The organism is Streptomyces sp. SGAir0957, from assembly GCF_043523415.1.
The window spans coordinates 7,054,800-7,077,956 of the sequence record NZ_CP027293.1 but is presented as its reverse complement, the minus strand read 5'-3'; the positions used below and the strand labels follow the sequence as shown (position 1 = coordinate 7,077,956).

20 protein-coding genes are annotated in these 23,157 nt (G+C 73.3%); 6 read left to right on the top strand and 14 right to left on the bottom strand.

All coding sequences use genetic code 11. From position 1 onward, the window contains the following. Nucleotides 1–206 precede the first annotated feature (206 nt). Nucleotides 207–2,168 carry an APC family permease gene (locus tag C1N81_RS36950; RefSeq protein ID WP_394435740.1) on the top strand — a complete coding sequence of 654 codons (1,962 nt, stop codon included), beginning with the start codon at nucleotides 207–209 and terminating at the stop codon, nucleotides 2,166–2,168. Nucleotides 2,169–2,346: 178 nt separating this feature from the next. After that, entirely contained in the window at nucleotides 2,347–2,751 is a 405-nt protein-coding gene (locus C1N81_RS36945; RefSeq protein ID WP_394435739.1) for a CoA-binding protein, read from the top strand. A 19-nt stretch (nucleotides 2,752–2,770) separates the two neighbouring features. Here C1N81_RS36945 and C1N81_RS36940 read toward each other — a convergent pair whose 3' ends face one another. From C1N81_RS36940 to fes, 9 genes are all read right to left on the bottom strand, one after another. Next, entirely contained in the window at nucleotides 2,771–3,667 is an 897-nt protein-coding gene (locus tag C1N81_RS36940; protein WP_394435738.1) for an NAD(P)-dependent oxidoreductase, read from the bottom strand. 134 nt (nucleotides 3,668–3,801) lie between these two features. Next, a complete protein-coding gene (locus C1N81_RS36935; protein ID WP_394435737.1) occupies nucleotides 3,802–7,710 on the bottom strand; it encodes an amino acid adenylation domain-containing protein in 3,909 nt (1,302 codons plus the stop codon). Then, the gene (locus tag C1N81_RS36930; RefSeq protein WP_394435736.1) at nucleotides 7,707–7,946 is read right to left on the bottom strand and encodes a phosphopantetheine-binding protein; all 240 of its coding nucleotides are present in this window, start codon (nucleotides 7,944–7,946) and stop codon (nucleotides 7,707–7,709) included. Before C1N81_RS36930 ends, C1N81_RS36935 begins: the two co-directional genes overlap by 4 nt. Continuing rightward, nucleotides 7,943–8,584: an isochorismatase family protein gene (locus C1N81_RS36925; RefSeq protein ID WP_394435735.1), complete on the bottom strand. Its 642-nt coding sequence runs from the start codon at nucleotides 8,582–8,584 to the stop codon at nucleotides 7,943–7,945. Before C1N81_RS36925 ends, C1N81_RS36930 begins: the two co-directional genes overlap by 4 nt. Before the next feature lie 15 nt (nucleotides 8,585–8,599). Then, nucleotides 8,600–10,270, bottom strand: a complete 1,671-nt coding sequence (locus C1N81_RS36920) for a (2,3-dihydroxybenzoyl)adenylate synthase (RefSeq protein WP_394435734.1) — start codon at nucleotides 10,268–10,270, stop codon at nucleotides 8,600–8,602. Beyond that, on the bottom strand, nucleotides 10,267–11,475 hold the full coding sequence (locus tag C1N81_RS36915) for an isochorismate synthase (RefSeq protein ID WP_394435733.1): 1,209 nt from the start codon (nucleotides 11,473–11,475) through the stop codon (nucleotides 10,267–10,269). The genes C1N81_RS36920 and C1N81_RS36915 overlap by 4 nt, the downstream gene beginning before the upstream one ends. 346 nt (nucleotides 11,476–11,821) lie before the next feature. Beyond that, nucleotides 11,822–12,649, bottom strand: coding sequence for a 2,3-dihydro-2,3-dihydroxybenzoate dehydrogenase (locus C1N81_RS36910; RefSeq protein ID WP_394435732.1), 828 nt, complete (start codon nucleotides 12,647–12,649; stop codon nucleotides 11,822–11,824). Next, nucleotides 12,646–13,641, bottom strand: coding sequence for an ABC transporter substrate-binding protein (locus C1N81_RS36905; RefSeq protein WP_394435731.1), 996 nt, complete (start codon nucleotides 13,639–13,641; stop codon nucleotides 12,646–12,648). The genes C1N81_RS36910 and C1N81_RS36905 overlap by 4 nt, the downstream gene beginning before the upstream one ends. Nucleotides 13,642–13,698: 57 nt before the next feature. Then, nucleotides 13,699–15,039: an enterochelin esterase gene (fes, locus tag C1N81_RS36900; RefSeq protein ID WP_394435730.1), complete on the bottom strand. Its 1,341-nt coding sequence runs from the start codon at nucleotides 15,037–15,039 to the stop codon at nucleotides 13,699–13,701. 125 nt (nucleotides 15,040–15,164) lie between these two features. Here fes and C1N81_RS36895 point away from each other — a divergent pair, with 125 nt between their 5' ends. Further along, complete coding sequence (locus tag C1N81_RS36895) at nucleotides 15,165–16,214, top strand: FecCD family ABC transporter permease (RefSeq protein WP_394435729.1); 1,050 nt, start codon at nucleotides 15,165–15,167, stop codon at nucleotides 16,212–16,214. Then, entirely contained in the window at nucleotides 16,211–17,272 is a 1,062-nt protein-coding gene (locus C1N81_RS36890; RefSeq protein ID WP_394435728.1) for a FecCD family ABC transporter permease, read from the top strand. Before C1N81_RS36895 ends, C1N81_RS36890 begins: the two co-directional genes overlap by 4 nt. 48 nt (nucleotides 17,273–17,320) lie before the next feature. Here C1N81_RS36890 and C1N81_RS36885 read toward each other — a convergent pair whose 3' ends face one another. Both C1N81_RS36885 and C1N81_RS36880 read right to left on the bottom strand, forming a co-directional pair. Continuing rightward, nucleotides 17,321–17,881: a YbaK/EbsC family protein gene (locus tag C1N81_RS36885; protein ID WP_394435727.1), complete on the bottom strand. Its 561-nt coding sequence runs from the start codon at nucleotides 17,879–17,881 to the stop codon at nucleotides 17,321–17,323. Nucleotides 17,882–17,924: 43 nt separating this feature from the next. Continuing rightward, nucleotides 17,925–18,497, bottom strand: coding sequence for a helix-turn-helix domain-containing protein (locus tag C1N81_RS36880; protein ID WP_394435726.1), 573 nt, complete (start codon nucleotides 18,495–18,497; stop codon nucleotides 17,925–17,927). 93 nt (nucleotides 18,498–18,590) lie between these two features. On the opposite strand from C1N81_RS36880, the gene C1N81_RS36875 reads away from it, so the two are divergent. Further along, nucleotides 18,591–19,472 (top strand): DMT family transporter, encoded by an 882-nt coding sequence (locus tag C1N81_RS36875; RefSeq protein ID WP_394435725.1) that lies wholly within the window; start codon nucleotides 18,591–18,593, stop codon nucleotides 19,470–19,472. Nucleotides 19,473–19,521: 49 nt separating this feature from the next. Here C1N81_RS36875 and C1N81_RS36870 read toward each other — a convergent pair whose 3' ends face one another. Next, nucleotides 19,522–20,823 (bottom strand): MFS transporter, encoded by a 1,302-nt coding sequence (locus tag C1N81_RS36870; protein ID WP_394435724.1) that lies wholly within the window; start codon nucleotides 20,821–20,823, stop codon nucleotides 19,522–19,524. Nucleotides 20,824–20,882: 59 nt separating this feature from the next. After that, on the bottom strand, nucleotides 20,883–21,623 hold the full coding sequence (locus C1N81_RS36865; protein WP_394435723.1) for an acyltransferase: 741 nt from the start codon (nucleotides 21,621–21,623) through the stop codon (nucleotides 20,883–20,885). Nucleotides 21,624–21,749: 126 nt separating this feature from the next. Here C1N81_RS36865 and C1N81_RS36860 point away from each other — a divergent pair, with 126 nt between their 5' ends. Then, a complete protein-coding gene (locus tag C1N81_RS36860) occupies nucleotides 21,750–22,286 on the top strand; it encodes a gamma carbonic anhydrase family protein (protein ID WP_394435722.1) in 537 nt (178 codons plus the stop codon). Nucleotides 22,287–22,334: 48 nt separating this feature from the next. Here the strand turns inward: C1N81_RS36860 and C1N81_RS36855 are convergent, their stop codons facing one another. Next, nucleotides 22,335–22,982, bottom strand: a complete 648-nt coding sequence (locus C1N81_RS36855; protein ID WP_394435721.1) for a DedA family protein — start codon at nucleotides 22,980–22,982, stop codon at nucleotides 22,335–22,337. Nucleotides 22,983–23,157 lie beyond the last annotated feature (175 nt).

The following is a 23,157-nucleotide window of genomic DNA, read 5'->3' as shown; positions in this document are numbered from 1 at the left end:
GCGTATGCGCAGGTGCGGCCGGGTTCGCCCCCGCCCGATGTGCGGGTGACGATGTGGTGGATACTCGCACGTCGCCTCTGCCGCCCGGGCGGCGGAGGCCAGCCACACACATCCATATACGTCCTCATACGTACCCATACGTTGTTATACGTCCGCACGCGTCACTACACGTCCACACACGTCCGCCGAACAGAAGGCATCGCCACATGACCGGCACCCAGACCGAGCACCCGGCGCCGCCCACGCCCCGCTGGCGCGCCTGGCTCCTGGAGGGGCTGACCGACCGGACGGCCCGCCACCAGGGACCGCACGCACACGCACCCGCGGAGCACGAGGGTCACACGTGGTGGCGCGTCATGTGTCTGACAGGTGTGGACTACTTCTCCACACTCGGCTACCAGCCGGGCATCGCGGCCCTCGCGGCCGGGCTGCTGTCACCGCTCGCGACGCTCGTCCTGATCGCCCTCACCCTCCTCGGCGCGCTGCCGGTCTACCGCAGGGTCGCGAAGGAGTCGCCGCACGGTGAGGGCTCCATCGCGATGCTGGAACGGCTTCTTCCCTGGTGGGCGGGGAAGCTGTTCGTCCTGGTGCTCCTCGGCTTCGCCGCCACCGACTTCATGATCACCATCACGTTGTCGGCGGCGGACGCGGCGGCCCACGTCGTGGAGAACCCGTTCGCGCCCGCCTCGCTGGACGGCGCGAACACCTGGATCACCCTGGTGCTGCTCGCGGCGCTCGGCGCGGTGTTCCTGAAGGGCTTCCAGGAGGCGATCCGGGTCGCGGTCGTCCTCGTGGCCGCCTACCTGACCCTGAACGTCGTCGTGCTCGCGACGGCCGCCGCCCACGTCCTGACCGCGCCGGTGAAGGTCGGCAACTGGTGGGACGCGATGACGGCCGAGCACTCCTCGCCGTTCGTGATGATCGGGGTCGCGCTGCTCGTCTTCCCGAAGCTGGCGCTCGGCATGTCCGGCTTCGAGACGGGTGTGGCGGTGATGCCGCAGGTCAGGGGCGACAGGACGGACACCTTCGAGAAGCCGGCGGGCCGCGTAAGGGAGACCCGCAAGCTGCTCACCACCGCCGCGCTGATCATGAGCGGCTTCCTGCTCCTGTCGAGCCTCGCGACGACGATCCTCATCCCGCAGAAGGAGTTCGAGTCGGGCGGCTCGGCGAACGGCCGCGCCCTCGCCTACCTCGCTCACACGTATCTCGGCGAGGGTTTCGGCACGGTCTACGACGTGTCGACCATCTGCATCCTGTGGTTCGCGGGCGCCTCCGCGATGGCCGGCCTGCTCAACCTCGTCCCCCGCTACCTGCCGCGCTACGGCATGGCCCCCGAATGGACGCGGGCCGTCCGCCCCCTCGTCCTCACCTTCATGGCGGCGGCGGTCGCCATCACCCTGTGGTTCAACGCGAACGTCGACGACCAGTCCGGCGCCTACGCCACCGGCGTCCTCGTCCTCATGCTGTCCGCGTCCTTCGCCTCCACGGTCGCCGTGCACCGGCACGGTCACCGCCGGGCCGCGATCGGCTTCGGCACGATCACGGCGGTGTTCGCCTACACCCTGGTCACGAACGTCGTCGAACGCCCCGACGGCATCAAGATCGCCGCGATCTTCATCGTGGCGATCCTCCTCTCCTCCTTCGCCTCCCGCGTGCACCGCGCCTTCGAACTGCGCGCGGGCGCGGTCGCCTACGACGACGCGGCCACCCGCCTCGTCGACGAGGCGGCGGCGCACGGCCCGCTCCGGCTCATCGCCAACGAGCCCCAGGAACACAGCACCGCCGCCTACCGCGACAAGGAGTACGCCCAGCGCGAGGCCACCCATATCCCGGAGGGCGGCCCGGTGCTGTTCCTCGAGATCTTCGTCCAGGACTCCTCCGACTTCACCGAGGACCTGACCGTGCACGGCGACGAGAAACACGGGGTGCGCCGCCTGCGCGTGCACGGCCCCGGCGTCCCCAACACGGCGGCCGCGGTCCTGATGGACCTGCGCGACCGCACCGGTGAGGTCCCGCACGCCTACTTCAACTGGACCGAGGGCCACCCCGTCAGCCACCTGCTGCGCTTCCTCGTCTTCGGCGACGGCGAGGTGGCCCCGGTCACCCGGGAGGTACTGCGCAGAGCGGAACCCGACCCGCGCCGCAGGCCCCGTGTACACGTCGGCTGAGGCGCGTCCGGCCGGGGCTGTGACACAGGCTCTCAGCGGGCGGCGGACCACCCACTGCTCCGGGTGCTCCGGGACCGGATGTCATGGGCGTCGACGCCCCCACCCCGGAATCCGTCACGCCCTGTCCTGGTTGACCCCGGTGACGGAACGTTCCGCGCCACGGCGGTAGGGAGCCAGCATGTACGCCGATCAAGCCACCATCCGGAAGATCCTCACCGAGTCCGGCGACACCTGGGCAGTCGTCGGACTCTCCTCCAACCAGGCACGCGCCGCCTACGGGGTAGCCGCCGTCCTGCAACGCTTCGGCAAGCGGATCGTCCCCGTCCACCCCAAGGCCGGGACGGTCCACGGCGAACAGGGCTACCCCTCCCTCGACGCCATCCCCTTCCCGGTCGACGTGGTCGACGTCTTCGTCAACAGCGACCTCGCGGGCCCCGTCGCCGCCGAAGCCGTCACCATCGGCGCGAAGGCCGTCTGGTTCCAGCTCGGCGTCATCGACGAGGAGGCGTACGCGCGCACGCGGGCGGCGGGCCTGGACATGGTGATGGACCGCTGCCCGGCGATCGAGATCCCGCGCCTCTAGACGACCCGGCGCCGAGGCGTCATCCCTCGCCGGCGTCCTTGTCGAACGAGGCGAAGTACGCCGCCGCCATGTCCTCGTCGCCGTGGCCCTGTTGCGCCGCTCGGGTCAGGCGGGCCTCGCTCGCCTCTGCCACGTCCAGGCGGACGCCGTGGCGGCGGCCCGCCTCGACGATGAGGCGGGCGTCCTTCGCGGCGGTGGTGACGGCGAACTGGGCCGGGGTCAGCTTGTCGTCCAGGACGAGGCCCGCCTTGAGGCGGAGGTAGGGGAGGTCGAGGCCGCCGCCCGCGATGGCGTCGAAGAAGTGCTGCGGGTCGACGCCCAGCGCCTTGGAGAGGGCGAGGACCTCGCCGGCCGCGTTGGTGGCGGCCAGGACCCAGCTGTTGGCCACGAGCTTGAGGCGGGTGGCGGACCCGGCGGCGCCGTCCTCGCCGGTCCACACCGTGCGGGCGCCGACCGCGTCGAAGACGGGCGTCACCGCGTCCCGGTAGGCGCTCGGGCCCGCCGCGAGGACCAGCAGGTCGCCGGATTCCGCGGGCTGGCGGGTGCCGAGCACCGGCGCGTCGAAGAGGACCAGGCCGTGGGCGGTGGCGAAGTCGGCCAGGTCGGTCAGGCCGTCCAGGCCCGCCGTGGTCGACTGCATCCACGCCGCACCCGGGCGCAGGCCGTCGGCGGCCTGGCGCATCACCTCCAGGGCGGCCGGGCCGTCGTAGAGCATCGTCAGGATCACGTCGGCGTCCGCGACCGCCTCGGCCGGGGTGCCGGCGACGTGCACGCCGTCGGCGGTCAGCGGTTCCGCCTTGTCGCGGCTGCGGTTCCAGGCGCGGACGGTGTGCCCGGCGCGCGCGATGTTGCGGGCCATCCCCGCGCCCATGATCCCGGTGCCCAGGACGCTCACGGTCAGCTGGTCGTCACTCATGTCTCCGTCGACTCTCCTCGTCGGGCAACAATGCGTCACGCGTGAGCTTAGGCTCGCTCCGCTCTCACCAGGCCGTACAGCGACACGGGCAGCACGTCGCGCCGCTCGCCGGGCCGCCCCACGGAGCCAGGACCTCAGCTCTCCCTCACCGCCAGTTCGTCCAGACGGGCCGACACGGCCTGCGCGATCACCTCCGTGTGCTCGTCCCGCAGCAACTCCGGGTGCGTGCACGGCAGATCGTGGTTCAGCACCTCTCCGCTCACGTGCGGGCGCCACGCCTGCCTGGTCAGCCAGGTTTCGGGACGCGGGGCCGCCGCCGTGAAGAACAGGATGTCGCCCTCGTAGCGGCGGTGGGTGTGGGCGCGCATCATGCGGGCGTGGTTCGGGACGATGTCGACGATGCGGGAGAGGGTCGAGTCGGTGAGGCCCGCCAGCGGGCTGCCCGCCTTGCGGAGGGTGGCGAGGACGTCGTCGCGGGTACGTTCCGTGGAGCGTTCGAAGCCCGCCATGCGCAGGACCGCCGTGAGCGCGTCGCCCTCCTCCGGGGCGGGGCGCTCGCGCCATTGTTCGGCGGGGAAGGCGTCCAGGAGCGCGAGGAGGTCGACCTCTTCGCCCGCCTCCTGGAGCAGGACGGCGACGGTGTGCGCGAGGATGCCGCCGACGGACCAGCCGAGCAGCCGGTAGGGGCCGTGCGGACGGACGGCGCGGATGCGGGTCACGTAGTCGGCCGCCTGTTCCCACAGGGTGGTGGGCAGCGGGTCGTCCGTGGTCAGGCCGCGCGCCTGGACGCCGTGGACCGGCTGGTCGTGGTCGAGGCGCGCGGTGAGGCCCGCGTAGCACCAGGAGATGCCGCCCGCCGGGTGGATCGCGAAGAGGGGCGGGCGCTCGCCGCGCGTCCGCAGGGGCAGGAGTACGTCCAGGGCGTCGCCCGCGACGGGGGCCGACGAGGCGATGCGGGCGGCGAGCGCGGCCGGGGTGGGGGCCTCGAAGAGGGAGCCGATGGTCAGCTCCGCGCCGAGCTCCTCGCGGACGCGGGCGATCAGGCGGACGGCGAGGAGCGAGGTGCCGCCGAGGTCGAAGAAGGCGTCGTCGGGGCCGGCCCGTTCGACGCCGAGGACCTCGGCGAAGAGGGTCGTCAGGGTCGCCTCGCGAGGGTTCGCGGGGCGGCGGGACGTGCCCGCGCCGCCGGTGAAGACCGGGGCGGGGAGCGCGCCGCGGTCCAGCTTGCCGTTGGGGCTGAGCGGGAACGCCGGAAGCGGGACGATCGCCGACGGGACCATGTGTTCGGGGAGTTCCCGGGCCAGGGCGGCGCGCATCGCCGCCGGTTCGGGGGCGCCGCCGGTCACGTAGCCGACGAGGCGGTCGTCGCGGACGAGGGCGCAGGCACCGTCGACCCCGTCGAGCGCCGCGAGGGCGGCCTCGATCTCGCCGAGTTCGATGCGCTGGCCGCGCAGTTTGACCTGGTGGTCGGTGCGGCCGAGGTATTCGGCCTCGCCGTGCTCGGTCCAGCGGGCGAGGTCGCCGGTGCGGTACATCCGGCCGCCGCGGAAGGGGTCGGGGACGAAGCGTTCGGCGGTGAGTTCGGGGCGGTCGAGATAGCCGTCCGCCAGCTGCCGTCCGGCCAGGTACAGCTCACCCGTGACGCCCGGAGGGCACGGGCGGCCCGCCGGGTCGAGGACGTACAGGCGGGTGTTCCAGACGGGGCGGCCGAGGGGGACCGGGCCCTCGCCGTCCGGCGCGCAGGCGTGGTAGGTCACGTCGACGGCGGCCTCGGTCGGCCCGTACAGGTTGTGCAGCTCGACGCCGGGCAGCGCGCGGGCGAACGCGCTCGCCGTCTCGCGCGCCAGCGCCTCCCCGCTGCAGAAGACGCGGCGCAGGGCGGCCCCGCACCCGTCGCCCTCCGCCAGGAACACCTGGAGCATCGACGGTACGAAGTGGCAGGTGGTGACAGCCTGTTCGCGGATCACCCGGGACAGGTAGGCCGGGTCCTTGTGGCCGCCGGGGTCCGCCATGACGAGCGTCGCGCCCTGCCGCAGCGGCCAGAAGAACTCCCACACGGACACGTCGAACGACGACGGCGTCTTCTGCAGCACCCGGTCGTCCGGCCCGATCGGGTAGGCGTCCTGCATCCACCGCAGCCGGTTGTCGATCGCCGAGTGCGGCACGACGACGCCCTTGGGGCGGCCGGTCGAACCCGAGGTGTAGATGACGTAGGCCGGGTGGGCCGGGGTCAGCGCGCGCGCCGGTTCGGTGGTGGCGTACGAGGAGACGTCCAGGCCGTCGAGGACGACGAGCGGGGTCCCGGTGCCGTCGGCCGGGAGGCGGTCCGCGTGGTCGGTGACGGCGCACACCGGCCGGGCGTCGCCGAGCATGTGGGCGAGGCGCTGCTCGGGGTAGTCCGGGTCGAGCGGCAGGTAGGCGGCGCCCGCCTTGAGGACGGCGAGCAGGGCGACGATCAGCTCGACGGAGCGCGGCACGGACACCGCGACGACCTCGCCGGGGCGGGCGCCGAGGCGCTGGAGGTGACGGGCCAGTTGGTTGGCGCGGGCGTCGAGTGCGGCGTAGGTGAGGGACGTGCCGCCGTGGACGAGCGCCACCGCGTCCGGGGTGCGGGCGGCCTGCGCGCCGATCGGGCCGATGAGGGTCGTCGGGGGCAGGGCGCGTTCCGTGCGGTTGAACTCGTCCAGGACCAGCGAGAGTTCGGCCGGTGTCGCGATGGTGTGCGTGTCGAGCGGGGTGGTGTCGGGGTCCGTCTCGGTGAGGCGGTGCAGGAGGTGGACGAGGCGGGTCTGGTGCGCGGCGAGGTCGGCGTCCTCGTAGAGGGCCGGGTTGCCGTCGTGGTCGATGCGCAGGCCGTGGCCGTCGGCGCGGTCGTAGATGTTGACGGTGAGGTCGTCGACCGGTCCGGCGGAGAGGTTGTGGGCGCGGGCCGGGGCGCCGGCGAAGTCGGTGGCGTAGTCGAACGGCATGACGTTCACGAGGGGGCCGGCGAGGCCCCGGTTCTCGCCGAGGAGGCCCAGGTCGCGGCGGATGTCCTCGTAGCGGTAGCGCTGGTGGCGCCGCAGCTCCCGGATGCCGAGCACGACGTGGCGTACGAGCTGGGTGAAGGTCGCGTCCGGTGCGAGGGTCAGGCGCAGCGGCAGGACGTTCATGACCATGCCGGGGACGCGCAGGGCGACCGAGCCCATGCGGCCCATCATGGGGACGCCGAGGACGACCTCGCGGCGGCCGGTGGCGCGCGCCGTGTAGAGGGCCTGGGCGGCGATGAGGACGTCGGGCCAGGTCGCGCGGGTACGGGTGGCGAGGTCACGGAGGCGTTCCGTCGTCTCCGGCGGCAGGAGCGTCGTACGGCGGCGGAAGGTGTGCGACGCGAGGGCGCCACGGCCCGCGAGGCGCGACGCCTCCGGACGGTCCCCGAACGCGGAGCTCCAGTGGTCCCGGTCGGCGGCGAACGCGTCGGAGGCCCGGTATTCGGCGTCCAGCGCGAGCAGGTCGGCGAGGCCCGCGAAGGGACGGGGACCGGGGTCCGTGGAGCGGACGAGCGCCGAGTAGACCTCGGCGGTGCGGCGGACGAGCAGGGAGTGGCCGAAGCCGTCGATGACGAGGTGGTGGACGCGCTGATACCAGAGCCAGCGCCGCTCCCCCACCCGGAACAGGGCGTGCGCGAAGAGCGGTCCGGCGCTCAGGTCGCAGGGGCGGGCGAGGTCGTCGCGCATCCAGGCGAGGGCCTCGTCGGTGGTCAGGTCCTGGCGCACGGTGAGCGGCAGGTCGACGGTGGCGCGGACGCGCTGGCGCGGCCCGTCCGGGGTCTCCTCGACGCATACGCGCAAGGCGTCGGCCTCGGTGACGACGTGGCGCAGCGCGGCGGCGAAGACCTCGGGGTCGAGCGCGCCGTCGATCTCCAGGTACTCGGCGGTGTTCTGCGCGGGGCTGAGCGGGTCGAGCGCCTGCGCGAACCACATGCCGGACTGGGCGGCGGTGAGCGGGAGGACGCGGTCCCGGGCGGCCACGGTGGCGGTGTCGTGGCCGGTCAGCACGGTCATGAGGGCACCACCCCGAGCAGCGCGGCCCAGGCGTCGACGGCGGGCTTCTCGGCGAGGTCGACGAAGGACGTCTCGACACCGTGGTCGCGGCGCCAGCGTTCCAGGAGGGTCATGATGCGGACGGAGTCGAGGCCGTGGTCGACGAGATTCTCGTCGACGGGGATGTCGGCGGGGTCCTCGCCGAGGCAGTCGGCGACGTCGGCGCGGATCCGCTCGACGGTGAGGGTGGTGGTCATGCGGCGCGTACCTCCTCGATGAGCGCGTCGGTGGTGGTGACGACGGCGCAGCGGCCGGCGGCCCAGCGCAGGGCCATGTCGTGGTCGTCGCGGGTGAAGTCGGCGACGGCGTCGGCGACGACGAACGCCTGGATGTCGCGCATCCACGCGTCGGCGGCGCTGATGAGCACGCCGATGTGGGCGTAGACGCCGACGATCACGAGCTGGTCGCGCCCCGATGCCCGCATCAGCGCCTCCAGTTCGGTGCGGACGAAGGCGCTGTACTTCCACTTGGTGAGGACGGTGTCCCCGTCCTCCGGGGCGACGGCCTCCGGCACGGCGAGCGCCGCGGGATCGTCCGCGACGCCGGGCCCCCAGAAGTCGAGCTGGAGCCCGCGCTCCTCGGGCGTCTGGCCGCCGCGCTGGGTGGAATAGACGACGGGGACGCCGAGCGCGCGGCTCTCCTTGAGGAGACGGGCGGTGTTGTCGATCAAGCCGGTCAACGGCTCGGCGCCCTCCGGGTACTTGTCCAGGAAGTGGTGCTGGAGGTCGTGGACGAGGAGCACGGCGCGCGCGGGGTCGACGGTCCAGGCGACACGGTTGGCGGGCAGCTCGTCCGGGCGGGGCAGGGGGTAGGCGGCGATCGCGGGCAGGGCCATGGTGGGGGGAGCCTCTCAGTGCTGCGGGGCGGGCTGGTCGACGACGTGCGCGGAAGGCTGCTCGGCGGCGGACCGCTGCTGCTTCTTGCTGACCTTGCCGATGCCGGTCCGCGGGAAGGCGTCGACGAACTCGACGAGGTCGGGCACCTTGTACGCGGCCACGCCCCGCTCCCTGACGAACCGCTTGACGGCGACCGGCTTCAGCGGTTCGGCGCCGGGGCGCAGGATCACGTAGGCGAGGGAGCGTTCGCCGAGGTAGGCGTCGGGGACGGCGACGAGGGAGACGTCGTGGACGGCGGGGTGGGCGAGGATGATGTTCTCGATCTCCTCCGGGGCGATCTTCTCGCCGCCCCGGTTGATCTGGTCCTTGGCCCGGCCCTCGACGACGAGGTGCCCGCTCGGGGTGCGGCGCACGATGTCGCCGGTGCGGTAGAAACCGTCGGCGGTGAAGGAGCGGGCGTTGTGCTCGGGCGCGCGCCAGTAGCCGCGGATGGTGTACGGGCCCCGGGTCAGCAGGTGCCCGAACGCGCCCTCGGGGACGTCCTCGTCGGCGTCGTCGACGACGCGGATCTCGTCGTCCGGGGAGATCGGCCGGCCCTGCGTGGTGACGACCGTCTCGGCGTCGTCGTCCAGGCGGGTGTAGTTGACCAGGCCCTCCGCCATGCCGAAGACCTGCATGAGTTTGCAGCCGAGCGCGGGCTGGAGGCGGCGGGCCGCGGCCTCGCTGTACTTGGCGCCGCCGACCAGGATCAGGTCGAGGGACGACAGGTCGTAGCGGGTGTCGGGTGCCGCCTGCGTCCAGACGAGGGCGAGCGGCGGGACGAGCCCCGTCATCGTGATCCGTTCCGCCGCGACGACCGGGAACGCCGTCTCGGGGTCGGCGCCCGGGGACATGACGACGGTGCCGCCCGCGTAGAGCACGCCGAGCCAACCCGGGCTGCTCATCGGGAAGTTGTGGGCGGCGGGCAGCACGACGAGGAAGCGGGTGTCGGCGTCGACGCCGCAGATCTCGTTCGAGCCCCACAGGGAGTACAGGTAGTCGTCGTGGGTGCGCGGGATGAGCTTCGGGCGCCCTGTCGTGCCGCCGGAGAGCTGGAGGAAGGCGAGTTCGTGGGGCGCGGGCCCGTCGAAGTCCACGGGGTCGGCGTCGACGTCGGCCAGCGCCGTGTGCTCGCCCGGGTCGCCGACGACGAAGACGTGGCGCAGGCCCGGGGTCTCCTTCCGCACCCGGGCGGCGAGGTCGCGGTGGTCGAAGCCCGCGTGCCGGTCCGGGATCACATAGGCGACGGCCTCCGCGAACGAACAGAAGTAGGCGATCTCCGACTCGCGGTGCGCGGGCAGCGCGTACACGGGCAGCGCGCCGATCCGGAACAAGGCGAAGACGACCTCGATGAACTCGCCGATGTTCGGCAACTGCACGACGACGCGGTCGCCCCTGCGGATGCCGCGCTCGGCGAACCCGGCGGCCAACCGGTCGGCCCGCTCGTCGAGTTGGCGGTACGTCCACGTGCGGCGGGTCGGCGCCGGATCGACGAGGGCGACGCGATCCGGGTGGGCCCCGGCGCGCTCGCGCAGGACGCCGCCGAAGGTCTCGCCGCGCCAGTACCCGGCGGCACGGTAGCGCTCCGCGAACGCGGCGGGCCAGGTGGGCGCGTCCGCGCCGGGGGTGAGGGCGTCGGCGGTCACAGGGCGGCTCCCACGGCGTTCAGGAACGTACGGAACTTCGCTCCGGTCTCGGCGGTCTCCGCCTCCGGCGACGAGGCGGCCACGACACCGGCCCCGGCGAACAGGCGGAGCAGGCCGCCGTCGGCCCGGGTCTCGGCCTCGGCGCAGCGGATGGTGACGACCCACTCGCCGTCGCCGTCCGCGTTCTGCCAGCCGACCATGCCGGTGTAGGCGCCCCGGTCGAACGGCTCCGACTCGGCGATGACCCGGCGGGCCAGGTCCGTCGGAGTGCCGCAGACGGCGGGGGTCGGATGCAGGGCGGAGGCGAGGTCCAGGGCGGTGGTGCGGTCCGGGTCGGCGATCTCGCCGGTGACCGTCGTCGACAGATGCCACATCGCGGCGGTGCGTACGAGGGCGGGGCGCTCGGGCACGTCGAGGCGCGTGCAGAACGGGGCGAGCGCCTCCCGGACGGCGGCCACCACCACGGCGTGCTCGTGCAGGTCCTTCGGCGATTCGAGGAGCGCGGCGGCGCGGCGGACGTCCTCGGCGAGGTCGGCGCTGCGGGGCGCCGAGCCGGCGAGGGGGTTGGCGGTCAGCCGGGCGCCGTCACGGGCGACCAGCAGCTCCGGGCTGGCGCCGATCAACGTGCGGCCCGGGCCACTGGGCACGGCGAAGGTGTACCCCGCCGGGTCGCGGCGGGCCAGGCGGCGCAGCATCGCGGGCAGGTCGGGGGCGTGCGGGCCCGTCAGCTCCAGGGTGCGGGCGAGCACCACCTTGTCGAACTCCCCCGCTTTCATCCGGGCGACGGCGGCGGCGACCGCGGCGCGGTACTCCTCTGCGGAGGGCACCTCGCGGACCTGCCAGGCGGCGTTCTCGCCGTCCGGCACCGGCAGGGCTGTCAGCGGGTCCTCGCGGAGCGGTGGTGCCCAGCGGAGGCGCTCCGGGACGGCCAGGGCGGGGGCCTTCCCGGGGCCGGGGTCGAAGGGCAGGGCGCCTATGACCACGGCGGACCGGCCGGTGCGGCGGCGGGTGTTGAGCAGGTGCTGTACGCGCCTGCTCAACGGGGCCTCGTCCGGGGGGAGTTCGGCTGCTGTTCCCTGGCCCAGGAGGGTGCGGTGGGGGGTGGCCAGGAAGCGGTCCGTGCCGGGGCGGTAGTGGTCGAGGAGATCGGTCGCCGCGGTCACCTCCGGTGGGGTGGTGGCGGGTTCACGGACGGACGTGGTCATCGGGGCCTCCTGGGGTGGGGGTTGCCGGTGGCGGGGTGAGGGTGGGGGTGGGGGTGGTGCGGGCCGGGATTGTTGGGGTGGGGTGCGCGGGGTCGCCGTTGGCGGGGCGGGTGGGTTCGCGGGTGCGGGTCTCTTCGTGGCTGGTCGCGCAGTTCCCCGCGCCCCCGAGATGCGCACTTCGTGCGCCATCTCAGGGAGGCGCGGCGCGTGGGGCTTCTCGCGGGCGTGGTCCCAGGAGCTATGGCGGAGCCGGGTGCTTCAGGGGCGCGGGGAACTGCGCGGGCGGCCACGACGCTGCGGAGGCCGCCGGACCGGGCGTACCCGGCACACGCGGAGGCGGGTCCCCCTACCCGCGGAGCGTCGCGCCGCCGTCGACGTACAGGTCGTGCATCGTGATGTGCCGCGCCCGATCGGACGCGAGGAACGCGACCGCCTCGGCGACATCGGCCGGGTCCGCGATGCGCCCGAGCGGGATACCGGTGCGGTGGGCGCCGAGGTCACCGGCGATGACGGCGTCCCGGGCCGCCTCGAAGCCGCCGCCGCCCGCTTCCCACATGCCGCGCTGCATGTCGGTGAGGGTCGACCCGGGGCACACGGTGTTGCAGCGCACGCCGTGTGCCGCGACTTCGAGCCCGAGGCATTTGACGAACATGGCGGTGGCCGCTTTGGACGCGGCGTACGCGGACATTCCGGCCCGCGGAATCCCGGCCGCGTTGGAGGCGACGGTGACGATCGCTCCCGCGCCGCGCCCGGTCATGCGGCGCGCGACGGACCGGCAGACATGAAAGACGCCGTCCGTGTTGACGGCGAACGTGGCACCCCAGTCCTCGTCGCTGAGCTCGACCGCGGGCGCGCCCCGCAGGATCCCGGCGACGTTGACGGCGATGTCGAGCGGCCCGAGGGACGCCTCCGCGTCGGCGACGAGCGCTTCGACGGCGACGGCGTCGGTGACGTCGAGGGGGCGGGCGGTGACCTCACCGGCCGCGTACCGCGCCGCGACGTTGGCGACAGCCTCCGCGTCCAGGTCGGTGGCGAGCACACGGGCCCCGCGCCCGGCGAGCGCGGCGACCACCGCCTCGCCGATGCCCCGGCCCGCCCCCGTGACGAGAGCGAGCCGCCCGGACAGTTCACCGGCGGCCGTGGCGGCCTGCGCGCGTTCCTGACCGGTGATCACTTGGCCAGCGCCCCCTTGAGGTCGTCGAGGACGACCTGCGCGGCGAGCGGGCCGCCCGCGCTGTTCCACGCCGAGCCCTGGACGACCACGACGTGCTGATTCTTCTCGGCGTTCAGCTTGCCGAAGTTGGTGACCTTGCGGGCCTCGCCGTACGCCTTCTCACCGTCGGCCTTGTCGCCGAGCGTGCCGAAGAACAGCCAGTCGCCGTCGATGGTGGACAGCTTCTCCAGGGAGACGGGCTCGCTGTGCCCGGTGCTCGCGCCCTGCTGGTCCGTGGGGCGGGTGGTGCCGAGCGCCTGAAGGGTGGAGGCTACGACGCCGTCGCCCTTGCCGACGACGGAGGGCGCGCCGTCCTGCCAGCGGATGACGGAGACGGACTTCCCCGCGTTGTCGCCGAGCCGCTTCTTGACGTCGGCGACCTGGGTGTCGAAGTCGCTCAGCCACTTCTCGGCGTCGGGCTTCTTGTTGAGAGCGTCGGCGGTGTCGGTGAAGGACTTCTTCCAGTCCTCGTTGAGCTTGGCGGTGACGACGGTCGGCGCTATCTCCTGGAGCTTGTCGACGGTCTTCTTCGCGCCGGTGGTCTCGTCGAGGAGGATCAGGTCGGGCCGGAGCGCGGCGAGCTTCTCCAGGTCGGCCTCGGCGACGGTGGCGACGACCTGCGCCTTGGACGCCTTGCCTGCGAGATAGGTGGACACGCCCTGCTGGCCGCGGCCGGCCGTGACGCCGACGGGCTCGATGCCGAGGGCGAGCGCCGCGTCGGTGGTGGGCTCGCTGAGTGTGACGACCTTCTTCGGGGTGCCGGGCACCTTCACCTCGCGGCCCTGTGCGTCGGTGATCTGACGCGTGGTGGCCGCCGCGGGCTTTCCCTCACCGCTGCCGCCGGCGTTGTCGTCGGTGCCGTCGCCGCTGCCGCAGGCGCTGAGGAGCAGGGCTCCGGTGACGGCGGCGCAGGACACCAGGGCCGTGCGGCGGAAGGTTCGGTTGGCGGACATGTGCGTGATGCTCCTCAGTGCGAGACGGGGGTGGTGGAACTCTGGGTGTGCGGAAAGTCAGGCGGCGCCCGGACCCAGCCGCCGGATCAGCGCGTCCGCGAGCGCCACGTGCCAGCACGCGTAGTCGTGCCCGCCGTTGAACTCGTTGCGGGTGACCTGGTAGCGGGCCGAGTGCAAGGTGTCGTGGAGCGCCCGGCAGTGGTCGACCATGGCGCCCTCGTGCAGTCCGACGTCGAGGTGCACGGTGACGGGGCGCGGCTCGGTGGCCGCGTACCGGGCGACGAGCCAGGGCACCCCGAAGACGTGTTTGTGCGGCCGGTCGGCGGGGAGTCCGGGCCGCCACCACAGGGACGGTGACTGGGCGACGACGTGGCCGAAACGGTCGGGGCGCCGGTGGCCCGCGTGGAGCGCGGCCATGCCGCCGAGGCTCTGCCCGGCGACGATCGTGCGCGCCGGGTCGTCGGTGACGGGCCAGCGCCCGGCCGCCCAGGGCAGGAGTTCGTCGGCGAGGAACTCCACGAAGGCGTCGCGGGCGCCGAGTTCGCGGGCGCGGGTGGCGCGGTCGACGGCGTCGGGCGCGAGCACGGCCAGCGGGGCCAGCTTCCCCGCTCCGATGAGGGCGTCGAGGGTGTCCTGGAGTCCGATGCGGCCGAACCACATGTCGCCGTCGCAGAGCACGAGGACGGGCAGCGGGGCGTCGGCGCGGCCGTGGCCGGGCGGGAGGTAGGTCCAGACGTCGCGCGGGGCGCCGAGCGCGGCGGCCGTCGTGCGGTGCCGTTCGACGCGGCCCGCCGATCTCCGGGCCGGGTTCTCGCCCGAGAGGGGCGCCCACGGCTCGGCCGGTGCGTCCGGCAGGGCGAAGACCGACGACTCGGCCGCCGACCAACGGGTGGCTTGTGTGCGGGAGTTGAGCGGGTCGCGGGAGGCGTGCACGGCGAGGGAGCGCAGGCGCGCCTGGAGGATGTCCGGGTCGGTGGGCGGCTCGGTGGCGGAGATGTCGGCGGCGAGGCGGTAGGAGCCGCGGTGGTCGGCGCGCAGCCGCAGGCCGAGGTGCCAGATGTCGGTGCCGGGGGCGCGCTCCAGGAGCGATCCGGCCAGGTGGTCGCGGTCGGCGAGGCGGTTGGCCATGAGCAGCACCTGCCGGGTGGTCCGGTGGCCGCGCCACAGGAAGGTGACGGCACGGTGGTCGGGTGCGCCGTCGATCTCCTCGACGAGCGGGGTGCCGAGGCCGGTCACGTCGCGCCAGAACTCCTCGGCGAGGCGCAGGCGTTGCGCGTCGCCGTCGGCCGCGGCCAGGCGTTCCAGGAGGTGCGCGACGCGTGGCCCTGTGACGCGCACCGGCCGGTGGTCCGGCAGGGCGGCGGGCCTGGCGGGCGGGGCCGCGGTCTGGACGCGCATGTCTCCTCTTCCTCCGAGCGATCCGGGCCGGGCGCGGTCAGCGGTGAGCGATCCACGCGGTTCCGGGGAGCGTTTCGTCAACGTAATTGTCAGCAGACGAGGTTAGGTTAGCCTAAGCTAACCACATGCTCACTGGAACGCGTCCCCGCCGGGGAGAAGCACCGCGACTATCGGCCACCCGCCGCGGCCGCCCACCGCGCGCCGCGGGCCTGGCCCTCGGTGTGCTCCTGCTCTGCGCGGCGTCGGCGTCGTCCCTCGCCGTGGGCACGGAACACATCCCGCTCGGCGACGTCTGGCACGGCCTGTTCTCGCCGTCGGGCTCCGCGTACGACGGGATCGTGCGCGAACTGCGGCTGCCGCGGACCCTCATCGGGATCGCCGTCGGCGCGGCGCTCGGCCTGGCCGGCGGGGTCATGCAGGTCCTCACCCGCAACCCGCTGGCCGATCCCGGGCTGCTCGGCGTGAACGCGGGGGCGTCGGCCGCCGTCGTCACCGCCATCAGCGTCTTCGGGATCACGTCGTTCACCGGGTACGTGTGGTTCGCGCTGCTCGGCGCGGGCGTCGCCGCCGTCGTCGTGAACGCGCTCGGCGGGACCCGCGCCGCGACCCCCGTCCGGCTCGCCCTCGCCGGGACCGCCGTCAACGCCGCCCTCTTCGGCTACGTCAACGGCCTCCAGCTGTGGGACCTGAACACCCTGGACTCGATGCGCCACTGGTCGGTCGGCACGCTGGAGAAACGCGATCCCGAGCTGCTCCTCAAGGCACTGCCACTGCTGATCGCGGGCGCGCTCCTGGCCTTCGCCCTGGCCCGGCCGCTCGGCGCCCTCTCGCTCGGCGAGGACCACGCCCGCGCGCTCGGCACCTCGGTGCGGCGCACGCGCACGCTCTGCGTCGTCGCCGTCACGCTGCTGTGCGGCAGTGCCACGGCCGTCTGCGGGCCGATCGGCTTCGTCGGCCTGATGATCCCGCACGCGGTCCGCGCGTTCACCGGCCCCGACCCGCGGTGGCTCCTCCCCTACTGCGCCCTGTTCGCGCCTGCTCTGCTGCTCGTCTCCGACGTCATCGGCCGGGTCGTGGTGACACCGTCGGAGATCCAGGCGGACATCGTCACCTCGTTCCTCGGCGGCCTGCTCTTCATCCATCTCGTACGCCGGCGGAAGGTGGCCCAGCTGTGACGACGCCGGTGAAGAGCGGACCCGGGGTGTACGGGGCGAGGGTGCGCGCGGGCCGCTGGTCCGTCCGGTTCGACCCCCGTACGGTCCTGGTCTGCGTGGCGCTGATCCTGGTCACGGCGTGCCTGGTGGTGCTCTCCGTCGGCACCGGCACCTATGAGCTGTCGCCCGCCGAGGTGCTGCGCACGTTCGCCGGGAACGGGCCGCCCGGCGCCGGGTTCATCGTGCTCGACCTGCGCCTCCCCCGCGCCCTCACCGCCGTCCTCGTCGGCTTCGGCACGGGCATAGCGGGCGCCGTGTTCCAGTCGCTGACCCGCAATCCGCTGGGCAGCCCGGACATCATCGGGTTCGGCAACGGCGCGTCGGCGGGCGCGCTCGTCGCGATCATGTTCCTGAACGCGGGCGCCCCGCAGACCGCGTTCGGCGCGGTCCTCGGCGGCTTCGCCACCGCGGCGGCCGTGTATCTGCTGGCCTGGCGCAGGGGTGTGCACGGCTACCGACTCGTCCTCGTCGGCATCGGCATGTCCGCCGTGCTGGGCGCGGCGACCAGCTTCCTCTACGTCCGCGCCGACATCGGCAAGGCGGCCCAGGCGGCGAGCTGGATGATCGGCTCCCTCAACGACCGCGGCTGGAGCGAGGTCCGCACGGCCGGTCTCGGCCTGCTGGTCTGCGTCCCCGTCGTCCTCGTGTACGCGCGCCGCCTCACTCTGCTCGACATGGGCGACGACACGGCCGGCGCGCTGGGCGTGCCGCCCGAACGCAGCCGCCTGATCCTGCTGTGCGCGGGCACGGGCCTGACGGCGATGGCGGTGGCGGCGGCGGGCCCCATCCCGTTCCTCGCCATGGCCGCACCGCAGTTGGCCCGCCGGGTCACCCGCGCGGCCGGACCCAACCTGCTGCCCGCCGCCTGGACGGGCTCGCTCCTGGTCACGGCCGCGGATCTGCTGACGCAGCGCGTGACCGGTTCGGCGCTCATGCCGGTCGGCGTGGTCACCGGGGTGGGCGGCGGCCTGTTCCTGGCGTGGCTCCTGCTGCGCGAACGCCGCACGCACCATCTGTGACACACCGTAGGACCACGGCTCCCGTGCCGACGCGTGCGGGACGGCTCCCTACGAACTCACGCCCAGACCGTCGAGGACGACCGCGTTCGCCACCTCGGCGAGCGCCTTGCCGGGGACGATCAGCTTGCCCCTGCGGGTGCCGCTGCCGATGAGGACGTGCGGGAGGTCGACGACGGCCGCGTCCACCAGGACCGGCCAGTCGGCGGGAAGCCCGATGGGGGTGATGCCGCCGTACTCCATGCCGGTCTCGCCGACGGCGGTGTCCATGGCGGCGAACGAGGCTTTGCGCGCGCCGAGTTGGCGGCGCACGACCCCGTTGACGTCGACCCGGGTGGTGGAGAGCACGACGCACGCGGCCAGCGTGGTCTCACCACCGCGCTTGCCCGCGACGACGACGCAGTTGGCCGAGGCGGCGAGCAGTTCGGGCCCGTAGTGCTCGACGAAGGTCGCGGTGTCGGCCCACTCGGGGTCGGTGTCGACGTGGATCAGCTCCTGCGCGGGCACCGTGCCGCGCCAGTGCCGTACGGCGTCGGCGACGGGCCGGGTGAGGAGGTCCAGGGTGTCGGGGGCGGGGCGGACGGCGTCGAAAGTGCCGATGGGTGCGCGCATGGCGGCACGCTAACAGCCCGCGCCGCGCCGGGTTCCCCGTGTCTCAGCGTTCGAACGGGACCGATACGGCCATGATCATCCGGGCCGGCACGTCCCCGTCGTTGCGGTACTCGTGCGCCACGTTCGCCTCGAAGGTGACGCTCGCGCCCTCGGGCACCGTGTGCGCGGCGCCGTCCACGATGAGGGTCAGCTCGCCCTCGGTGACGTGGAGGAGTTCGACGGTGCCGCGCGGGTGCGGGTCGGAGGGGCTGCCGTCACCGGGCTGGAGCAGCCAGTCCCACATCTCCAGCGGCCCCGGCGCCTCGGTGCCCGCGAGCAGGCGGTGGTAGCTGCCCGCGTCCGTGTGCCAGAGGCGGACCGCCTGCTCGGCGGGGACGATCCGTACCTTGGGGCCCTGCTCGTAGTCGAGCAGGGTGGTGATGCTGATGCCGAGCGCGTCGCCGATCTTGACGACGGTGCCGATGCTCGGATTGGTGCGGGCCTGCTCGATCTGGATGAGCATGCCGCGGCTGACGCCGGCCCGGGTCGCGAGCACGTCCAGGGTGAAGCCGCGCTCGGTCCGCCAGTGTTTGACGTTGCGGGCGAGGGACTGGGTCAGGAGGTCGAGGTCCGACACATTCCGTCCAATATCATGGATGACAGAGTGCAATGCATTGAACTACGGTGTGGTGCACCAAAGTGTTCAGCAAACTGTACTGCGAGGTCGTCCGTGGAAGCACAGTCCGCGCTGTTCGCCCTGGCCACGAGCGTGCTGTGGGGTCTGGCCGACTTCGGCGGCGGGCTCCTGACGCGGCGCACCCCGGCGCTGACGGTCGTGGTCGTCTCCCAGTCCATCGCGGTGGTCGTGCTCGGCGCGATCGTGGTCGCCACGGGCGGGTGGAGCGAGGCGGGGCCGCAGCTCTGGTTCGCCGTCGGCGCGGGCCTGGTCGGACCGGTCGCCATGCTGGCGTTCTACAAGGCGCTCGCGCTCGGCCCGATGGGCGTCGTCTCGCCGCTCGGCTCGGTCGGCGTCGCCGTGCCGGTCGGCGTGGGCCTGGTCCTCGGGGAGCGCCCGGGGCTGCTCCAGGTCGCGGGCATCCTCGTGGCCGTCGCCGGAATCGTCCTGGCGGGCGGCCCCCAGCTGCGGGGCGCTCCGGTCCAGCGCCGGGCGGTCCTGCTGACGCTCGTCGCGGCGTTCGGCTTCGGCACGGTGATGGCGCTGATCTCGGCGGCGTCGACCACGCTGACCGGTCTGTTCCTCGCCCTGTTCGTGCAGCGCGTGACGAACGTGGCGGCGGGCGGCACGGCGCTCTGGCTCTCCGCCAGGCGCGGGGCGCCGGTGCTCCCGGCGGAGGCCGACGGCGGCGCCCGCCTCGTCCGGCGCTCGCTGCCCGCGCTCGCCTTCGTCGGCCTCGCGGACGTCGCCGCCAACGGCACGTACTCGCTGGCCGCTCACGCCGGGCCGGTGACGGTGGCGGCGGTGCTCGCCTCGCTGTACCCGGTGATCACCGCGCTGGCGGCGCGCGGCTTCCTGGCGGAGCGGCTGCGGGGCGTGCAGGCGGCGGGCGCGGGGTTGGCCCTGGTGGGGACGGTGCTGCTGGCGGCGGGGTGAGAGCAGCCCGTCCTCGGTCCCCGGCCCGGGCAGCGGGGCCGGTCCCGGCTCAGATGCGGTAGCGGCGCAGCGCCGGGATCGCCAGGGCCAGAGCCAGCATCAGGACGACGACCAGGACACCGCCCCCGGCGACCGCCGTGCGGGGGCCGAAGGCGGAGCCCGCCGAGCCGTGCAGCACGTCGGCGAGGCGCGGGCCGCCCGCGACGACGACCGTGAAGACACCCTGCATCCGGCCGCGCATCTCGTCGGTGGCGGCGGAGAGCAGGATCGCGCCGCGGAAGACCATCGAGACCATGTCCGCGATCCCGGCGACGGCGAGGAAGACGACCGCGAGCCACAGATTGCGGCTGAGTCCGAACCCGGCGATGGCCGCGCCCCACGCGACGACCGCGCCGATCACCATCCAGCCGTGCCGCCGGGCCCGCGAGAACGTGCCGGAGAAGAGGCCGCCGACCACCGCCCCGATCGGGATCGCCGCGAAGAGGAGACCCAGGGCGAGCCCCTCCCCGTACGGGGCGTACGTCTCGGCGGCCAGCTGCGGGAACAGGGCGCGCGGCATGCCGAAGACCATCGCGATGATGTCGGCGAGGAAGGACAGCAGCAGCACCTTGTGGGCGCTGATGTAGCGGAAACCGGCGGCTATCTCGCGCACGCCCGCCCGACGCTTCGCCGACGAGTCCAGAGGCGGCAGCGCCGGGAGGCGGTAGACCGCCCACACGGTGACGCACAGCGCGAGGGCGTCGACGAGGTACAGCTCGGGCAGGCCGATGACGGGGATGAGGACACCGGCGAGCAGCGGGCCGACGACCTGTCCTGTCTGCATGACGGTCGAGCCGAGCGCGTTGGCGGCGGCCAGCTGTCCCTCGGGCACGAGCCGTGCGATGGAGGCGTTGCGCGCCGGGGCGTTGAGCCCCCAGAACGCCTGTTGCAGCGCGAGCAGCACCATGAGCGCGCCGACCGAGTCGAGCCCCACGAGGGCCTGGACCCAGAACAGCACCGAGGTGACGGCGATACCGCAGTTGGTGATCAGCAGGAGCTTGCGGCGGTCCATGGTGTCGGCGACCGCGCCGCCCCACAGGGCGAAGACGATCAGCGGGAGCAGCCCCGCCATGCTCGCGGCGCCGACCCACGCGGACGAGCCGGTGATGTCGAAGATCTGCTTGGGCACGGCGACCGCGGTGAGCTGGCTGCCGACGGCCGTGACGATGGTCGACGACCACAGCCGCCGGTAGGCGGGGATGCGCAGCGGACGCGTGTCCATGGCGAAGCGCCGCCATCCGCGCCGCTCCGCCTCGGCCCCCTGCTGCCCGGTGCCGTTCCCGGTGTCCGTACTGCTTTCGCTGGTGTCCACGTGGTTCCTGGTTGCTCGTTACATCTATCGAATCCAGGGTTCACTATCGCAGCAAACGGCTACGGCTCTTCCAGGTCGGCCAGGGCGAGCAACTGCTCCGGTGTCACCCCGGAGGGGATCGGCCGGGGTGCGGGCGTGCGCAGGGGCGGCTGCCAGCCCGTCTCCGCGTCCCAGCTCCGCACGATCCGGGCGGGCGCCCCCGCCACCACCGCGTGGTCCGGCACCTCGCCGCGCACCACGGCCCCGGCCGCGACGACCACGTTCCGCCCGATCCGCGCGCCGGGCAGGATCACCGCGCCGGTGCCGATCCAGCAGCCGGGCCCGATCTCCACCGGCTCCATGCGGGGCCACTGGCGGCCGATGGGCTCGTGCGGATCGTCGTAGGAGTGATTGGTGGAGGTGATGTAGACGTACGGGCCCATGTAGACGTCGCGCCCGATGGTGACGGTCGTGTCCGCGATGACGTGGCTGCCGCGTCCGATCACGACGCCGTCGCCGAGGGTCAGGATGGGGTCGGGCCCGAGGTCGAGGTCGGGCATGAGCCCGGCGGTCAGCGTGACCTGCTCGCCGATGATGCAGTGCGCGCCGAGCCGTATCCACTCCTCGCCGAACACGGTCCCCTGCGGGAAGGCCAGCTTGGTCCCGTGGCCGATCGCGCCGAACCGGTGGCCGCCGGGGCGCTCCGCGGTGACCGCGCCCGCGCGCTGCGCCCAGCGCCAGCCCGCCTGGACGGCACGGTGGGCGAGGCCGCCCCTGGCGGTCCGCCCACGCGGCGAGAACACGTTCCACTGCTTCGGCACGGCGCCACGTTACTCATCCGTACCGTCCGCCCCCACCTCGACGAGCTGTGATCTTCACCCCAAAGGTACGGTTCGCTCAGGCGCGACGGCACGCACGAGAACCGAGCACACAAGGAGCGGCAGGCGATGGGAAGCACGGGCCACGAGGCACTCGTCACCGGGATCGGCGGCAAGGACCCGCAGGTGCACGCGGAGGCGTTCACGGCGCCGACGTCCGTCGTCATCGGGGAGGTGACGCTCGGCGCGGGCGCGAGCGTCTGGTACGGGGCGGTGCTGCGCGCGGACGCGGGCCCCATCGAGATCGGCGCCGACAGCAACATCCAGGACAACTGCACGGTCCACGTCGACCCGGGCTTCCCGGTGACGGTCGGCGAGCGCGTCTCCGTCGGTCACAACGCGGTGCTGCACGGCTGCACCGTCGAGGACGACTGCCTCGTCGGCATGGGCGCGACCGTCCTCAACGGCGCGGTGATCGGCACGGGCTCCCTGGTCGCGGCGCAGGCGCTGGTCCCGCAGGGCATGGTCGTCCCGCCCGGTTCGCTGGTCGCGGGCGTCCCCGCCAAGGTCAGGCGGGAGCTGACCGACGAGGAGCGCGAGGGCCTCACGCTCAACGGCACGTTCTACGTGGAGCTGGCCAGGACCCACCGGGCCGCCCACGCCTGATCCGCCGTCCTCGGAGCCTGTCTGCAGTCGTCACTCTTCAGCGGGGCGTCACTCCCCGGCCGGGACCGCTTCCGGCTCGGCCGGGGACTCCGCGGCGACCTTGGCCGCGCGCCGCTTCATGAAGAGCATCGAGCCGAGCCCGAACAGCACGGCCAGGCCGAGGCCCACGTACGAGAACCGCTTCAGCCAGTCCTCGGCGACGATGCCCAGGTAGTAGATGACGGCGGTCGTGCCGCCGGCCCACACGATGCCGCCGAGGACGTTCGCGATCAGGAAGCGCCAGTACGGCATGTGCAGGACGCCCGCGAGCGGTCCGGCGAAGATGCGGAGCAGCGCGATGAAGCGGCCGATGAAGACGGCCCACATGCCCCACTTGTCGAAGGACCGTTCCGCCGTGGCGATGTGGGCGGGCCCGAAGTGCTTGGGGAACCTGCGTCCCAGCTTGGCGAGGAGCGGGCGGCCGCCCTTGCGCCCGATCGCGTACCCGATGGAGTCGCCGACGACGGCGCCGGCCGTGGCGCAGACGCCGAGGACGACGGGGTTGACGTCGCCGTGCTGCGAGGACAGCAGCGCCGCCGAGACGAGGACGATCTCGCCGGGCAGCGGGATGCCCAGGCTTTCGAGGCCGATGACCCCGGCCACCAGCGCGTAGATCGCGACCGCCGGAATCGTGTCGAGCCATTCCTGGACGTGCAACGCGGTCGCCTCCCGTACCGAAAAACCGTGTGACCGGCGTGCGCTCCCCCTCTGGCCGCGCACGCCGGGCAGCCTACCTGCTCCGTAGGACGCGGCTGAGACCGAAAAGGTGCATCGGGGCGGCCGTGAAGGATGCCTCACCACGCGACAGGCCCCACCGTGTGCACGGTGGGGC

Excerpts from the sequence above, each read along its gene's own strand:
- C1N81_RS36950 (WP_394435740.1), top strand. The coding sequence starts at position 207 with ATGACCGGCACCCAGACCGAGCACCCGGCGCCGCCCACGCCCCGCTGG.
- C1N81_RS36945 (WP_394435739.1), top strand. The coding sequence starts at position 2,347 with ATGTACGCCGATCAAGCCACCATCCGGAAGATCCTCACCGAGTCCGGC.
- C1N81_RS36940 (WP_394435738.1), bottom strand. The coding sequence starts at position 3,667 with ATGAGTGACGACCAGCTGACCGTGAGCGTCCTGGGCACCGGGATCATG.
- C1N81_RS36935 (WP_394435737.1), bottom strand. The coding sequence starts at position 7,710 with ATGACCGTGCTGACCGGCCACGACACCGCCACCGTGGCCGCCCGGGAC.
- C1N81_RS36930 (WP_394435736.1), bottom strand. The coding sequence starts at position 7,946 with ATGACCACCACCCTCACCGTCGAGCGGATCCGCGCCGACGTCGCCGAC.
- C1N81_RS36925 (WP_394435735.1), bottom strand. The coding sequence starts at position 8,584 with ATGGCCCTGCCCGCGATCGCCGCCTACCCCCTGCCCCGCCCGGACGAG.
- C1N81_RS36915 (WP_394435733.1), bottom strand. The coding sequence starts at position 11,475 with ATGACCACGTCCGTCCGTGAACCCGCCACCACCCCACCGGAGGTGACC.
- C1N81_RS36905 (WP_394435731.1), bottom strand. The coding sequence starts at position 13,641 with ATGTCCGCCAACCGAACCTTCCGCCGCACGGCCCTGGTGTCCTGCGCC.
- fes (WP_394435730.1), bottom strand. The coding sequence starts at position 15,039 with ATGCGCGTCCAGACCGCGGCCCCGCCCGCCAGGCCCGCCGCCCTGCCG.
- C1N81_RS36895 (WP_394435729.1), top strand. The coding sequence starts at position 15,165 with ATGCTCACTGGAACGCGTCCCCGCCGGGGAGAAGCACCGCGACTATCG.
- C1N81_RS36885 (WP_394435727.1), bottom strand. The coding sequence starts at position 17,881 with ATGCGCGCACCCATCGGCACTTTCGACGCCGTCCGCCCCGCCCCCGAC.
- C1N81_RS36860 (WP_394435722.1), top strand. The coding sequence starts at position 21,750 with ATGGGAAGCACGGGCCACGAGGCACTCGTCACCGGGATCGGCGGCAAG.